This is a genomic window from Streptococcus halichoeri, from assembly GCF_019774635.1.
Taxonomy (GTDB): Bacteria; Bacillota; Bacilli; order Lactobacillales; family Streptococcaceae; genus Streptococcus; species Streptococcus halichoeri.
This window is the reverse complement of the sequence record NZ_CP081502.1, coordinates 254,791-269,479: the sequence shown is the minus strand read 5'-3', so window position 1 is coordinate 269,479 and position 14,689 is coordinate 254,791. Positions and strand designations below refer to the sequence as shown.

The window sequence follows — 14,689 nt, the reverse complement described above, 5'->3', positions numbered from 1 at the left end:
TTCTATAATATAAGAGGTGAAAATTGTGATTTCGAAACCAGATAAAAATAAAATCCGCCAAAAACGCCATCGTCGTGTGCGCGGTAAACTCTCTGGGACTGCTGATCGCCCACGTTTGAACGTTTTCCGTTCTAATACAGGCATCTACGCTCAAGTAATTGATGACGTAGCGGGTGTAACGCTCGCAAGTGCATCAACTCTTGATAAAGACGTTTCCAAAGGAACTAAAACTGAACAAGCCGTTGTAGTCGGCAAACTTGTTGCTGAACGTGCAGTGGCTAAAGGTATTTCTGAAGTGGTGTTTGACCGCGGTGGATATCTCTATCACGGACGTGTAAAAGCTTTAGCTGATGCAGCTCGTGAAAACGGATTGAAATTCTAATAGGGAGGACACATAATAATGGCATTTAAAGATAATGCAGTTGAACTAGAAGAACGCGTTGTTGCAATTAACCGCGTTACAAAAGTTGTTAAAGGTGGACGCCGTCTACGTTTTGCAGCTCTTGTAGTTGTTGGTGATGGTAAGGGCCGCGTTGGTTTTGGTACTGGTAAAGCTCAAGAAGTACCAGAAGCTATTCGTAAAGCAGTTGAAGCTGCTAAAAAGAATATGATTGAAGTCCCAATGGTTGGCACAACAATCCCTCATGAAGTTTATTCAAACTTTGGTGGGGCAAAAGTCTTGTTGAAACCAGCTGTTGAAGGTTCTGGAGTTTCTGCTGGTGGAGCAGTGCGTGCCGTCATCGAATTGGCAGGTGTGGCTGATATTACTTCAAAATCTCTTGGTTCAAACACTCCAATCAACATTGTTCGTGCGACTGTTGAAGGATTAAAACAACTTAAACGCGCAGAAGAAGTTGCTGCTCTTCGTGGCATCTCAGTTTCTGACTTAGCATAAGAAAGGGGATTGAAATGGCTCAAATTAAAATCACTTTGACTAAGTCTCCAATCGGACGTAAGCCAGAACAACGTAAAACAGTTGTTGCTCTTGGACTTGGTAAATTAAATTCTTCAGTCATCAAAGAAGATAACTCTGCTATCCGTGGTATGGTAACAGCTATCTCTCATTTGGTCACTGTTGAAGACGTTAAATAAGCTAAAACATTAACTGTGTTTCTTTAGAAAACACATTCGTAACAGCGCTGCTAAGTGTGCCGCTTACTAGGGGGTACAAATCGTAGTGCTATAATAAGATGGTTAAGTCGCAAGTGTCAACTTGGCGACTTAATGGTCATTTTATCTGTATAGGCGAGTTTCTATGAGGAGTCCTTTCCCCTCATAGGGGCGCTAGCATTTTACAAAAAAGGAGAAAAAATGAAACTTCATGAATTAAAAGCAGCTGAAGGTTCACGTAAAGTACGTAATCGTGTTGGACGTGGAACTTCTTCAGGTAATGGTAAAACATCTGGCCGCGGACAAAAAGGTCAAAAAGCGCGTAGCGGCGGCGGTGTACGTTTAGGCTTTGAAGGTGGACAAACACCATTGTTCCGTCGGATGCCAAAACGTGGATTTACTAATATCAATGCTAAAGAATATGCTTTGGTTAATCTTGATCAATTAAACGTCTTTGAAGATGGTACAGAAGTGACGCCAGTTATGCTTAAAGAAATTGGCCTTGTTCGTGCTGAAAAATCAGGCGTTAAAATTCTTGGAAATGGCGAATTGACCAAAAAATTGACTGTAAAAGCAGCGAAATTTTCAAAATCTGCAGAAGCAGCCATTACTGCCAAAGGTGGTTCAATTGAAGTCATCTAATGAGGGGTAACTCATGATGTTCTTAAAAATATTAATCAATGCTTTGAAGGTAAAGAATGTCAGAAATAAAATTTTCTTCACCATCTTTATCATTCTAGTATTCCGCATCGGAACACATATTACCGTTCCTGGGGTCAACGCCAAGAGCTTAGAGCAGTTGAGTGAACTTCCTTTTCTAAATATGTTGAACTTGGTCAGCGGGAATGCAATGCGCAATTTCTCTGTCTTTTCAATGGGGGTAAGTCCGTACATTACAGCATCCATTGTTGTTCAACTGTTGCAAATGGACATTTTGCCAAAATTTGTTGAATGGGGCAAGCAAGGCGAAGTTGGTCGACGAAAGTTAAACCAAGCTACGCGTTATATTTCACTTGTCTTAGCCTTCATCCAATCAATTGGTATCACTGCTGGTTTTAACACCATTTCTAGTGTTGCTCTTGTGAAAACACCCGATGTGAAGACTTATTTATTAATCGGTGCTTTGCTGACAACAGGTAGCGTAATTGTTACTTGGCTTGGCGATCAAATTACAGACAAGGGATTTGGTAACGGGGTGTCAATGATTATCTTTGCAGGTATCATTTCCTCCATTCCAAACGCCATTGCGACAATCCACGAAGATTACTTTGTTAATGTAAAAGCAGATCAACACCTCCATTCCTACATTATGGTTGGTATTATTATTGTAGCTGTATTAGCAGTTGTCTTCTTTACAACATTTGTTCAACAAGCAGAATACAAAATTCCAATTCAATACACAAAATTGATGCAAGGGGCACCAACAAGTTCATACTTGCCATTGAAGGTCAATCCAGCTGGCGTTATTCCCGTTATCTTTGCTAGCTCAATTACGACAATTCCAAGTACCTTGATTCCCTTCTTCCAAAACGGTCGAGATGTTCCTTGGTTAACCAAACTCCAAGAAATTCTCAACTATCAGTCGCCACTTGGTATGATGATTTATGCCTTGTTGATTATCTTGTTCTCATTTTTCTATACCTTTGTACAGGTTAATCCAGAAAAAACAGCAGAAAATCTCCAAAAGAATGGCTCTTACATTCCAAGCGTTAGACCAGGCCGCGAAACAGAAGAATTTATGTCATCATTGCTTAAAAAATTGGCAACCGTGGGTTCGATTTTCTTAGCCTTTATCTCGCTTGCGCCAATCGCTGCGCAGCAAGCTTTGAATCTCTCTTCAGGGGTTGCTTTAGGTGGGACAAGTTTACTAATCTTGATTGCCACAGGAATCGAAGGCATGAAACAACTAGAAGGTTACCTTCTTAAGCGTCAATATGTTGGGTTTATGAATACAGCGAAATAGAATACAGGTTGACAGTGTCAACCTTCTATTTTGTTTTTAAGTGATGATACTAATTGTAAGCATCATCACTTAAAAACAAAATGAATTCCATTCATTTTGATAACAATTTTGTCAAACAAGGAGAATGACATGAATCTTTTAATTATGGGCTTGCCGGGTGCTGGCAAAGGAACACAGGCTGCTAAAATTGTTGAAGAATTTGGACTAATTCACATTTCAACAGGCGATATGTTCCGCGCAGCTATGGCTAATCAAACCGAAATGGGGCTTCTTGCCAAGTCATACATTGATAAGGGAGAACTGGTACCAGATGAGGTAACAAATGGCATTGTTAAAGAACGCTTGGGCCAAGCTGATGTAGCAGAAAAAGGCTTCCTACTAGATGGTTATCCACGGACAATTGATCAAGCACATGCCCTAGATACTACCTTAGCAGAACTTAACTTAAAGCTAGATGGTGTCATTAATATTGATGTTGATCCAGCTTCTCTAGTTGAGCGATTGAGTGGCCGGATCATCAACAAAAAAACCGGTGAAACATTCCACAAAGTCTTTAACCCACCAGCAAACTATAAAGAAGAAGATTACTACCAACGTGAAGATGATAAACCAGAAACGGTTAAACGTCGTCTAGACGTCAATATTGCCCAAGGGCAACCCATTATTGACCACTACCGTGAAGCTGGAATGGTACATGATATTCAAGGAAATCAGGAAATTTCAGCCGTGTTTGCTGACATTGAGCAGGTGCTGACTGACCTGAAATAATTCAGGGAAATAACTTGCTAAAGTCATACTCAAGTGATATAATAGGCTAGTCTGACTTATAATTGTTACCTCTGTGCTCAGAGGACATCAAATCGAAATTTAGGGGGTACTTTTGCGTGGCAAAAGAAGACGTGATTGAAATTGAAGGCAAGGTTGTCGAAACAATGCCTAATGCAATGTTTACAGTTGAATTGGAAAACGGACACCAGATTCTTGCAACTGTTTCAGGGAAAATCCGCAAAAATTACATTCGTATTTTAGTCGGTGACCGTGTGACAGTTGAAATGAGCCCATACGATTTAACCCGTGGACGAATCACATACCGCTTTAAATAATCGAAATAATTGGAGGGATTAAAACATGAAGGTAAGACCATCGGTTAAACCAATTTGCGAATACTGCAAAGTTATTCGTCGTAACGGTCGTGTTATGGTAATTTGTCCAACAAATCCAAAGCACAAACAACGTCAAGGATAATATAGAAAGGAGAACAAATGGCTCGTATAGCTGGAGTTGATATTCCAAGTGACAAACGTGTAGTAGTTTCATTGACTTATGTATATGGTATTGGACTTGCAACCGCTAAAAAAATCCTAGCTGCTGCAGGTGTATCAGAAGATATCCGTGTTAAAGATTTAACAAGTGATCAAGAAGATGCTATCCGTCGCGAAGTGGATTCTATTAAAGTAGAAGGTGACCTTCGCCGTGAAGTGAACTTAAACATTAAACGTTTGATGGAAATCGGTTCATACCGTGGTATCCGTCACCGTCGTGGACTTCCTGTCCGTGGACAAAACACTAAAAACAACGCCCGCACTCGTAAAGGTAAAGCAGTTGCGATTGCAGGTAAGAAAAAATAAAATAGGAGGTAAAAAAATTGGCTAAACCAACACGTAAACGTCGTGTGAAAAAGAACATCGAGTCAGGTGTTGCTCATATTCACGCTACATTTAACAACACTATTGTTATGATTACAGATGTTCACGGTAATGCTCTTGCCTGGTCTTCAGCTGGTGCTCTTGGTTTCAAAGGTTCACGTAAATCAACACCATTTGCTGCTCAAATGGCTGCCGAAGCTGCTGCAAAATCTGCACAAGAACATGGACTTAAAACTGTTGAAGTCACTGTAAAAGGTCCTGGTTCAGGTCGTGAATCTGCTATTCGTGCTCTTGCTGCTGCAGGTCTTGAAGTAACTGCAATTCGTGATGTGACTCCTGTGCCACATAATGGTGCTCGTCCTCCAAAACGTCGTCGTGTATAATCATATAATAACTAGTACACAAGTTTCGTTTCGAGGGGTGAAAAAATGATTGAGTTTGAAAAACCAATAATAACAAAAATTGATGAAAATAAAGATTACGGGAGATTTGTGATTGAACCGCTTGAACGTGGTTATGGAACAACTCTTGGTAATTCACTTCGTCGTGTGCTCTTGTCTTCACTTCCGGGTGCAGCAGTGACATCTATTAAGATTGATGGTGTATTACACGAATTTGATACAATCCCAGGTGTACGCGAAGATGTGATGCAAATTATCCTTAACGTTAAAGGACTTGCAGTAAAGTCATACGTCGAAGACGAAAAGATTATCGAATTAGATGTTGAAGGACCAGCCGAAGTAACTGCTGGTGACATTTTAACAGATAGCGATATCGAACTGGTTAACCCTGATCATTATCTTTTTACTATTGCTGAAGGACATTCCTTAAAAGCGACAATGACTGTTGCTAAAAAACGAGGCTATGTACCTGCTGAAGGCAATAAAAAAGATGATGCACCTGTTGGAACATTGGCAGTAGATTCCATCTACACACCAGTTAAAAAAGTTAATTATCAAGTTGAACCTGCTCGTGTTGGTAGTAACGATGGCTTTGATAAATTAACCATTGAAATCATGACAAACGGAACAATCATTCCTGAAGACGCTTTAGGTTTATCCGCTCGCGTTTTAATTGAACACTTAAATCTCTTTACTGACCTAACAGAAGTTGCAAAAGCAACAGACGTTATGAAAGAAACTGAAACAGTGAACGATGAAAAGGTACTTGATCGCACGATTGAGGAATTAGACTTGTCCGTACGCTCATACAACTGTCTCAAACGTGCAGGAATCAATACTGTATTTGATTTGACAGAAAAAACTGAGCCTGAAATGATGAAAGTCCGCAACTTGGGACGCAAGAGTCTTGAAGAAGTCAAAGTCAAACTTGCTGATTTAGGACTCGGATTAAAAAACGATAAATAAAATAGGAGGACAAAATGGCTTACCGTAAACTAGGACGCACTAGCTCACAACGTAAAGCAATGCTTCGTGATTTGACCACAGATCTTTTAATCAACGAATCCATTGTAACGACTGAAGCACGTGCAAAAGAAATCCGTAAAACCGTTGAAAAAATGATTACTTTAGGTAAACGTGGTGATCTTCATGCTCGTCGTCAAGCAGCAGCTTATGTACGCAATGAAGTAGCATCAGAAAGCTATGATGAAGCTAGTGATAAATACACATCAACAACAGCTCTTCAAAAGCTTTTCTCAGAAATTGCACCTCGTTATGCCGAACGTAACGGCGGATACACACGTATCCTTAAAACTGAACCACGCCGTGGAGATGCTGCTCCAATGGCCATCATTGAATTAGTTTAATTTTTATCAATTTTGTTGAGTGTTATGATGATGGAAAAGTTGACTGCTTTTCTTAGTCTAGCTCTGGTCTACCGCTAGGGATTCATTCTCTAGCGGGAACACTCATCATGTTATTAAGGTCACACTTGTTTACGAAATAGTTCTAAGCCTAGAATTACTTCGTAAGCAGGTGTTTTTTAATGGCTCTTTGTCAACTGTAGTGGGTGACTTATAGCTAAGCACGAGACGAAGTTCGTCTTCTCTTTTGCTATGTTCAAAGCGATGAGGATTCGGCTCATTGTCAACTGTCATGAGTAAACCCACTTTGGCCATTGCAGCGCTTTTTGACGGTTATTTCTGTTTAGCCTGATTTTGAACACCTTGATGATTGCACGAAGCATCTTAGCCTCTCTAACCTCTTATTTTTCAATATAGTCTAAAACTTCCACGTTCTGAACAAGCTTAAAAAGCCTCTGGCTCATCTAGTCGCTCCATTACTACAACTCTGATAGTTTTGGAAAATAGCTAGCGCTTGGTGCTAGCTAAAGTAGAAACAGCATGCTCACGTCCTTGGTTTTTTAACAGCTTTGCCAATATCCCGGTCAAATGATTCTCCCTACGAAGAAGTTGCTGATAAGTAATAATGACAACCATCTTGGAGCTTGTTTCGGCGTTAATGGTAGCTAAAAGACTCATAAACACCATGCTAATAAACAGTTTAAAACGAAGTTAGCCACTGAGAGTATAAAAAACAGCTTAGAAATCTAATAGAATTGCCTAGCGCAGATCAGAAGGAGACTAAGGTGCAAACTAATGAGCCGCCAAAAAGGAGCATCTCTAACACTGACTGAGCAAAGACATTAGAGGGTGCTTGATTCTAGAAAAAAGAAAAACAGCTAAAAACTAGCAACAGACCAAACGTTAATCTCCCGAAAAGTCCGTTGAAGCATCCCAGTAAGCAGTAAAAACTGAGAATATAAGAGCATATAAATTGCTTTGGGGATCGATACAGTGTCTTAGACCATAGTCCAAAGCAAGTATTTGTCATCCCCCGAATAGACAGAAAAAAAGAGTCACGCTATCCAATCGTTCATATCTCTCCTGATAAATCGATTGCTGCCATCAATCAAGCCAAGCATTTGGAATACAAAACACCAGCCAAATGCTAGCATAGCAGCTGAGGAATCAGAGATTAGAGGCTTAATAAAAATTTTTGAACCTAAACTGAAAAGGTACTGACGATTAATCAGCCGACAACCATGATAGTTAGCCTTCTTAACGCATTGATTTCGCAAGAATTTTGCCGTATAATAGTGCTATGAAAGGACGATTCAAAACTGAAGTCCAGCTAAGACGAGTAGCGCGATTACGAAAAATTGTGGACAAACCCTGTCTACGAGGTTTTAGAGCTATGCTGTTTTGAATGGTCTTGAACGAAGTGTTAGCTCCGCCTTTCCCCTTTTGATTGCTAAAACTAAAAATAAATTTGAAAACCTCTTGACAAAGTGCCAGAAAGTGAGTATACTAAGAAAGTTGTCAGCTGATTAGCGCAAGTATCAATAAAAAGTAAAAAAAGTTATTGACAAAGCCTTAAGAAGCTGATAGAATAAAGAAGTTGCCTCGCAAGAGGGGAAAGACCTTTGAGAACTGAATAAGACGAACCAAAAAGTGAAGAGGGGTTTATAAGCAGTATAGACTCCGTCAAAGCAAAAATAAATCTGTCAGCGGACAGAAAAGAACGAGTAAGTTCAAACTAAATGAGAGTTTGATCCTGGCTCAGGACGAACGCTGGCGGCGTGCCTAATACATGCAAGTAGAACGCTTTGGACTGGTGCTTGCACTAGTTCAAGGAGTTGCGAACGGGTGAGTAACGCGTAGGTAACCTACCTGATAGCGGGGGATAACTATTGGAAACGATAGCTAATACCGCATAATAGAGTAAGACACATGTTTCACTCTTAAAAGGGGCAACAGCTCCACTATGAGATGGACCTGCGTTGTATTAGCTAGTTGGTGAGGTAAAGGCTCACCAAGGCGACGATACATAGCCGACCTGAGAGGGTGAACGGCCACACTGGGACTGAGACACGGCCCAGACTCCTACGGGAGGCAGCAGTAGGGAATCTTCGGCAATGGACGCAAGTCTGACCGAGCAACGCCGCGTGAGTGAAGAAGGTTTTCGGATCGTAAAGCTCTGTTGTTAGAGAAGAATGGTAATGGGAGTGGAAAATCCATTACGTGACGGTAACTAACCAGAAAGGGACGGCTAACTACGTGCCAGCAGCCGCGGTAATACGTAGGTCCCGAGCGTTGTCCGGATTTATTGGGCGTAAAGCGAGCGCAGGCGGTTTTTTAAGTCTGAAGTTAAAGGCAGTGGCTTAACCATTGTATGCTTTGGAAACTGGAGAACTTGAGTGCAGAAGGGGAGAGTGGAATTCCATGTGTAGCGGTGAAATGCGTAGATATATGGAGGAACACCGGTGGCGAAAGCGGCTCTCTGGTCTGTAACTGACGCTGAGGCTCGAAAGCGTGGGGAGCAAACAGGATTAGATACCCTGGTAGTCCACGCCGTAAACGATGAGTGCTAGGTGTTAGGCCCTTTCCGGGGCTTAGTGCCGGAGCTAACGCATTAAGCACTCCGCCTGGGGAGTACGACCGCAAGGTTGAAACTCAAAGGAATTGACGGGGGCCCGCACAAGCGGTGGAGCATGTGGTTTAATTCGAAGCAACGCGAAGAACCTTACCAGGTCTTGACATCCTTCTGACCGGCCTAGAGATAGGCTTTCCCTTTTGGGCAGAAGTGACAGGTGGTGCATGGTTGTCGTCAGCTCGTGTCGTGAGATGTTGGGTTAAGTCCCGCAACGAGCGCAACCCTTATTGTTAGTTGCCATCATTAAGTTGGGCACTCTAGCGAGACTGCCGGTAATAAACCGGAGGAAGGTGGGGATGACGTCAAATCATCATGCCCCTTATGACCTGGGCTACACACGTGCTACAATGGTTGGTACAACGAGTCGCAAGCCGGTGACGGCAAGCTAATCTCTGAAAGCCAATCTCAGTTCGGATTGTAGGCTGCAACTCGCCTACATGAAGTCGGAATCGCTAGTAATCGCGGATCAGCACGCCGCGGTGAATACGTTCCCGGGCCTTGTACACACCGCCCGTCACACCACGAGAGTTTGTAACACCCGAAGTCGGTGAGGTAACCGTTTAGGAGCCAGCCGCCTAAGGTGGGATAGATGATTGGGGTGAAGTCGTAACAAGGTAGCCGTATCGGAAGGTGCGGCTGGATCACCTCCTTTCTAAGGATAAGGAACTTTTTGGGATTTGTCTTATTTAGTTTTGAGAGGTCTTATAATAGAATAGACACACCACTAATAATGAAACCAGCCGTTTATTAGTCGGGGGCCTTAGCTCAGCTGGGAGAGCGCCTGCTTTGCACGCAGGAGGTCAGCGGTTCGATCCCGCTAGGCTCCATTATCTAGGATACAAAGAGATGTTCGGCTTGCCGAAATTTCTGTAGAAAAATAGGAAACAGACGCTGTGTGCTTGCACACAAGGAAGTTTATCTTTTTTCCTAAGAAATTAATCTCGTGTTCCACTAGATAAATGATATTTGAATACGAACCTAAACTTACTAGAAATAAGTCAAAACCATCTGGTGTCTGAAGACACCTCACTGGTTTGTTCCTTATTTTACGCAAGTTTTACGACAAGTCGTAACGGTTCTTAAAATCATAATAGTCCATTGAAAATTGAATATCTATATCAAATTCCACAATTATGAAAATGATTGTAGAAAAGTAACAAGAAAGAAACCGAAAAAAAGATAAACGCGAACCTATTAAAAAAATAAAGAAGGTCGAAAGACTGGAACTAAGGTTAAGTTAATAAGGGCGCACGGTGGATGCCTTGGCACTAGAAGCCGAAGAAGGACGTGACAAACGACGAAATGCTTTGGGGAGCTGTAAGTAAGCGCTGATCCAGAGATGTCCGAATGGGGGAACCCACTAACTAAAGGTTAGTATCCATAACTGTTAAGGTTATGAGAAGGAAGACGCAGTGAACTGAAACATCTAAGTAGCTGCAGGAAGAGAAAGCAAAAGCGATTGCCAAAGTAGCGGCGAGCGAAAGGGCAAGAGGGCAAACCAAGGAGTTTACTCCTTGGGGTTGTAGGACTGCGACGTGGGATCAGATACTATAGACGAATGACCTGGGAAGGTCAGCCAAAGGGAGTAACAGCCTCGTAGTTGAAATAGTAGATGACTCTAGCAGGATCCTGAGTACGGCGAGACACGCGAAATCTCGTTGGAATCTGGGAGGACCATCTCCCAACCCTAAATACTCTCTAGTGACCGATAGTGAACCAGTACCGTGAGGGAAAGGTGAAAAGCACCCCGGGAGGGGAGTGAAAGAGAACCTGAAACCGTGTGCCTACAAGAAGTTCGAGCCCGTTAATGGGTGAGAGCGTGCCTTTTGTAGAATGAACCGGCGAGTTACGTTTACGTGCGAGGTTAAGTTGAAGAGACGGAGCCGTAGGGAAACCGAGTCTTAATAGGGCGAAATAGTACGTAGATGTAGACCCGAAACCATGTGACCTACCCATGAGCAGGTTGAAGGTGCGGTAAAACGCACTGGAGGACCGAACCAGGGCACGTTGAAAAGTGCTTGGATGACTTGTGGGTAGCGGAGAAATTCCAAACGAACTTGGAGATAGCTGGTTCTCTCCGAAATAGCTTTAGGGCTAGCGTCGAAGTAAGTCTCTTGGAGGTAGAGCACTGTTTGGGTGAGGGGTCCATCCCGGATTACCAATCTCAGATAAACTCCGAATGCCAAGACGATATATTCGGCAGTCAGACTGCGAGTGCTAAGATCCGTAGTCGAAAGGGAAACAGCCCAGACCACCAGCTAAGGTCCCCAAATAATTGTTAAGTGGAAAAGGATGTGGGGTTGCACAGACAACTAGGATGTTAGCTTAGAAGCAGCTATTCATTCAAAGAGTGCGTAATAGCTCACTAGTCGAGTGACCCTGCGCCGAAAATGTACCGGGGCTAAAACAATTTACCGAAGCTGTGGATTACCTTTAGAGGTAATGGTAGGAGAGCGTTCTATGTGTGAAGAAGGTATACCGTGAGGAGTGCTGGAACGCATAGAAGTGAGAATGCCGGTATGAGTAGCGAAAGACAGGTGAGAATCCTGTCCACCGTAAGACTAAGGATTCCAGGGGAAGGCTCGTCCGCCCTGGGTTAGTCGGGACCTAAGGAGAGACCGAAAGGTGTATCCGATGGGCAACAGGTTGATATTCCTGTACTAGTATGTATAGTGAAGGAGGGACGCAGCAGGCTAACTAAAGCGTGCGAGTGGAAGAGCACGTCTAAGCAGTGAGGTGTGAGATGAGTTAAATGCTTATCTCTGTAACATTGAGCTGTGATGGGGAGCGAAATGTAAGTAGCGAAGTTAGTGATGTCACACTGCCAAGAAAAGCTTCTAGCGTTTAACTACATACTACCCGTACCGCAAACCGACACAGGTAGTCGAGGCGAGTAGCCTCAGGTGATCGAGAGAACTCTCGTTAAGGAACTCGGCAAAATGACCCCGTAACTTAGGGAGAAGGGGTGCTGATAGTGATATCAGCCGCAGTGAATAGGCCCAAGCAACTGTTTATCAAAAACACAGCTCTCTGCTAAATCGTAAGATGATGTATAGGGGGTGACGCCTGCCCGGTGCTGGAAGGTTAAGAGGAGGGTTTAGCGCAAGCGACGATCTGAATTGAAGCCCCAGTAAACGGCGGCCGTAACTATAACGGTCCTAAGGTAGCGAAATTCCTTGTCGGGTAAGTTCCGACCCGCACGAAAGGCGTAATGATTTGGGCACTGTCTCAACGAGAGACTCGGTGAAATTTTAGTACCTGTGAAGATGCAGGTTACCCGCGACAGGACGGAAAGACCCCATGGAGCTTTACTGCAGTTTGATATTGAGTATCTGTAGGACATGTACAGGATAGGTAGGAGCCATAGAGAACGGGACGCCAGTTTCGTTGGAGGCGTTGTTGGGATACTACCCTTGTGTTATGGCTACTCTAACCCGGATAGGTTAGCCCTATCGGAGACAGTGTCTGACGGGCAGTTTGACTGGGGCGGTCGCCTCCTAAAGAGTAACGGAGGCGCCCAAAGGTTCCCTCAGACTGGTTGGAAATCAGTCGCAGAGTGTAAAGGTATAAGGGAGCTTGACTGCGAGAGCAACACCTCGAGCAGGGACGAAAGTCGGGCTTAGTGATCCGGTGGTACCGCATGGAAGGGCCATCGCTCAACGGATAAAAGCTACCCTGGGGATAACAGGCTTATCTCCCCCAAGAGTTCACATCGACGGGGAGGTTTGGCACCTCGATGTCGGCTCGTCGCATCCTGGGGCTGTAGTCGGTCCCAAGGGTTGGGCTGTTCGCCCATTAAAGCGGCACGCGAGCTGGGTTCAGAACGTCGTGAGACAGTTCGGTCCCTATCCGTCGCGGGCGAAGGAAATTTGAGAGGATCTGCTCCTAGTACGAGAGGACCAGAGTGGACTTACCGCTGGTGTACCAGTTGTCTTGCCAAAGGCATCGCTGGGTAGCTATGTAGGGAAGGGATAAGCGCTGAAAGCATCTAAGTGCGAAGCCCGCCTCAAGATGAGATTTCCCATGATTTTATATCAGTAAGAGCCCTGAGAGAAGATCAGGTAGATAGGTTAGGAGTGGAAGTGTAGTGATACATGAAGCGGACTAAAACTAATAGCTCGAGGACTTATCCGAGGATAATAGAAAAGTTTATTGACATAGAGGTAGAGTTCTTGTTAAGATAGAGGTATTCAATTTTGAGTGGACGATTAGAAGACAGTTCACCCAAGCAGTTAAGTGACGATAGCCTAGGAGATACACCTGTTTCCATGCCGAACACAGCAGTTAAGCCCTAGAACGCCTGAAGTAGTTGGGGGTTGCCCCCTGTTAGATACGGTAGTTGCTTAGCCAAAGGAAGTTTAGCTCAATGGAGTTAAAGTTCCAACCATGGGAGTTTAGCTCAGCTGGGAGAGCATCTGCCTTACAAGCAGAGGGTCAGCGGTTCGAACCCGTTAACTCCCATTTTAGCGGGTGTAGTTTAGTGGTAAAACTACAGCCTTCCAAGCTGTTGTCGCGAGTTCGATTCTCGTCACCCGCTTTATAGTTTATTCCAAGACTATGGTTATTGTCTTGGGCGCGTAGCTCAGGTGGTTAGAGCGCACGCCTGATAAGCGTGAGGTCGGTGGTTCGAGTCCACTCGTGCCCATTATAGTTTATATGGTCCGTTGGTCAAGGGGTTAAGACACCGCCTTTTCACGGCGGTAACACGGGTTCGAATCCCGTACGGACTATTATATTAAACGGAGGATTACCCAAGTCCGGCTGAAGGGAACGGTCTTGAAAACCGTCAGGCGTGTAAAAGCGTGCGTGGGTTCGAATCCCACATCCTCCTTTTAAAAGATATCGCGGGATGGAGCAGCTAGGTAGCTCGTCGGGCTCATAACCCGAAGGTCGTAGGTTCAAATCCTGCTCCCGCAATATAGAGTATTAGAGATAATACTTATAGTTGGCTCGGTAGCTCAGTTGGTAGAGCAATGGATTGAAGCTCCATGTGTCGGCGGTTCGATTCCGTCTCGCGCCATAACAATTTAATAAGAGGAAAGATAGCGAAGAGGCTAAACGCGGCGGACTGTAAATCCGCTCCTTCGGGTTCGGGGGTTCGAATCCCTCTCTTTCCATCCTTAACGGGCATAGTTTAAAGGTAGAACTAAGGTCTCCAAAACCTTCAGTGTGGGTTCGATTCCTACTGCCCGTGTTAAAATATGGCGGGTGTGGTGAAGTGGTTAACACATCAGATTGTGGCTCTGACATTCGTGGGTTCGATTCCCATCACTCGCCTATTTTATTGGGGTATAGCCAAGCGGTAAGGCAAGGGACTTTGACTCCCTCATGCGTTGGTTCGAATCCAGCTACCCCAGTTTAAATTTTATATTTAAAGCCGGCGTGGCGGAATTGGCAGACGCGCTGGACTCAAAATCCAGTGTCCTCACGGACGTGCCGGTTCGACCCCGGCCGCCGGTATACAAAAAGACAAGGTTTCTAGACCTTGTCTTTTTGTATTTATTTGATTATATATCTCCTCAAGTTACTAAAAATTACTTATGAATATTTTTTTCTGTTTTTATTTCAAACTT

General features: G+C 43.9%; 12 protein-coding genes, 13 tRNA genes and 3 rRNA genes. All 28 read left to right on the top strand.

Annotated features, from left to right (window positions below):
• Nucleotides 1-25: 25 nt before the first annotated feature.
• The 28 genes from rplR (at nt 26) to K5J94_RS01225 (ending at nt 14,576) form a co-directional block, all read left to right on the top strand.
• A complete protein-coding gene (gene rplR / locus K5J94_RS01360) occupies nt 26-382 on the top strand; it encodes a 50S ribosomal protein L18 (RefSeq protein ID WP_002987751.1) in 357 nt (118 codons plus the stop codon).
• Between the two features lie 18 nt (nt 383-400).
• Nucleotides 401-895 (top strand): 30S ribosomal protein S5, encoded by a 495-nt coding sequence (rpsE, locus tag K5J94_RS01355; protein WP_159545918.1) that lies wholly within the window; start codon nt 401-403, stop codon nt 893-895.
• 14 nt (nt 896-909) lie between these two features.
• Entirely contained in the window at nt 910-1,092 is a 183-nt protein-coding gene (rpmD, locus tag K5J94_RS01350; protein WP_159549485.1) for a 50S ribosomal protein L30, read from the top strand.
• Between the two features lie 219 nt (nt 1,093-1,311).
• Nucleotides 1,312-1,752 (top strand): 50S ribosomal protein L15, encoded by a 441-nt coding sequence (rplO, locus tag K5J94_RS01345; protein ID WP_159545920.1) that lies wholly within the window; start codon nt 1,312-1,314, stop codon nt 1,750-1,752.
• A 16-nt stretch (nt 1,753-1,768) separates the two neighbouring features.
• Complete coding sequence (secY, locus tag K5J94_RS01340; RefSeq protein WP_159545934.1) at nt 1,769-3,073, top strand: preprotein translocase subunit SecY; 1,305 nt, start codon at nt 1,769-1,771, stop codon at nt 3,071-3,073.
• A 129-nt stretch (nt 3,074-3,202) separates the two neighbouring features.
• On the top strand, nt 3,203-3,841 hold the full coding sequence (locus K5J94_RS01335; RefSeq protein WP_159564887.1) for an adenylate kinase: 639 nt from the start codon (nt 3,203-3,205) through the stop codon (nt 3,839-3,841).
• 116 nt (nt 3,842-3,957) lie between these two features.
• Nucleotides 3,958-4,176, top strand: a complete 219-nt coding sequence (gene infA / locus K5J94_RS01330; protein ID WP_001040189.1) for a translation initiation factor IF-1 — start codon at nt 3,958-3,960, stop codon at nt 4,174-4,176.
• Between the two features lie 25 nt (nt 4,177-4,201).
• Nucleotides 4,202-4,318, top strand: a complete 117-nt coding sequence (gene rpmJ / locus K5J94_RS01325) for a 50S ribosomal protein L36 (protein WP_000868345.1) — start codon at nt 4,202-4,204, stop codon at nt 4,316-4,318.
• Between the two features lie 17 nt (nt 4,319-4,335).
• A complete protein-coding gene (rpsM, locus tag K5J94_RS01320; protein WP_159545924.1) occupies nt 4,336-4,701 on the top strand; it encodes a 30S ribosomal protein S13 in 366 nt (121 codons plus the stop codon).
• A gap of 17 nt (nt 4,702-4,718) precedes the next feature.
• The gene (gene rpsK / locus K5J94_RS01315) at nt 4,719-5,102 is read left to right on the top strand and encodes a 30S ribosomal protein S11 (protein ID WP_001118387.1); all 384 of its coding nucleotides are present in this window, start codon (nt 4,719-4,721) and stop codon (nt 5,100-5,102) included.
• Between the two features lie 45 nt (nt 5,103-5,147).
• Nucleotides 5,148-6,086 carry a DNA-directed RNA polymerase subunit alpha gene (locus K5J94_RS01310; protein ID WP_159545926.1) on the top strand — a complete coding sequence of 313 codons (939 nt, stop codon included), beginning with the start codon at nt 5,148-5,150 and terminating at the stop codon, nt 6,084-6,086.
• Nucleotides 6,087-6,100: 14 nt separating this feature from the next.
• A complete protein-coding gene (gene rplQ / locus K5J94_RS01305) occupies nt 6,101-6,487 on the top strand; it encodes a 50S ribosomal protein L17 (protein ID WP_159545928.1) in 387 nt (128 codons plus the stop codon).
• A 1,732-nt stretch (nt 6,488-8,219) separates the two neighbouring features.
• A 16S ribosomal RNA gene (locus K5J94_RS01300) occupies nt 8,220-9,768 on the top strand.
• A gap of 102 nt (nt 9,769-9,870) precedes the next feature.
• Nucleotides 9,871-9,943: transfer RNA gene (locus tag K5J94_RS01295), tRNA-Ala, on the top strand.
• Between the two features lie 403 nt (nt 9,944-10,346).
• Nucleotides 10,347-13,250, top strand: a 23S ribosomal RNA gene (locus K5J94_RS01290).
• Nucleotides 13,251-13,348: 98 nt separating this feature from the next.
• Nucleotides 13,349-13,464 (top strand): 5S ribosomal RNA (gene rrf, locus K5J94_RS01285).
• The 16S, 23S and 5S rRNA genes sit together here with 13 tRNA genes alongside, the layout of an rRNA operon.
• A gap of 40 nt (nt 13,465-13,504) precedes the next feature.
• Nucleotides 13,505-13,577, top strand: a tRNA-Val gene (locus K5J94_RS01280).
• Nucleotides 13,578-13,582: 5 nt separating this feature from the next.
• Nucleotides 13,583-13,653: transfer RNA gene (locus K5J94_RS01275), tRNA-Gly, on the top strand.
• Between the two features lie 34 nt (nt 13,654-13,687).
• Nucleotides 13,688-13,761, top strand: a tRNA-Ile gene (locus K5J94_RS01270).
• 13 nt (nt 13,762-13,774) lie between these two features.
• Nucleotides 13,775-13,846: transfer RNA gene (locus K5J94_RS01265), tRNA-Glu, on the top strand.
• An 11-nt stretch (nt 13,847-13,857) separates the two neighbouring features.
• Nucleotides 13,858-13,947, top strand: a tRNA-Ser gene (locus K5J94_RS01260).
• A 12-nt stretch (nt 13,948-13,959) separates the two neighbouring features.
• Nucleotides 13,960-14,033 (top strand) — tRNA-Met (locus tag K5J94_RS01255).
• 30 nt (nt 14,034-14,063) lie between these two features.
• Nucleotides 14,064-14,136, top strand: a tRNA-Phe gene (locus K5J94_RS01250).
• A 16-nt stretch (nt 14,137-14,152) separates the two neighbouring features.
• Nucleotides 14,153-14,233: transfer RNA gene (locus tag K5J94_RS01245), tRNA-Tyr, on the top strand.
• A 6-nt stretch (nt 14,234-14,239) separates the two neighbouring features.
• A tRNA-Trp gene (locus K5J94_RS01240) sits at nt 14,240-14,310 on the top strand.
• Between the two features lie 10 nt (nt 14,311-14,320).
• Nucleotides 14,321-14,393 (top strand) — tRNA-His (locus tag K5J94_RS01235).
• Between the two features lie 8 nt (nt 14,394-14,401).
• A tRNA-Gln gene (locus K5J94_RS01230) sits at nt 14,402-14,473 on the top strand.
• A 19-nt stretch (nt 14,474-14,492) separates the two neighbouring features.
• Nucleotides 14,493-14,576, top strand: a tRNA-Leu gene (locus tag K5J94_RS01225).
• Nucleotides 14,577-14,689: the final 113 nt, after the last annotated feature.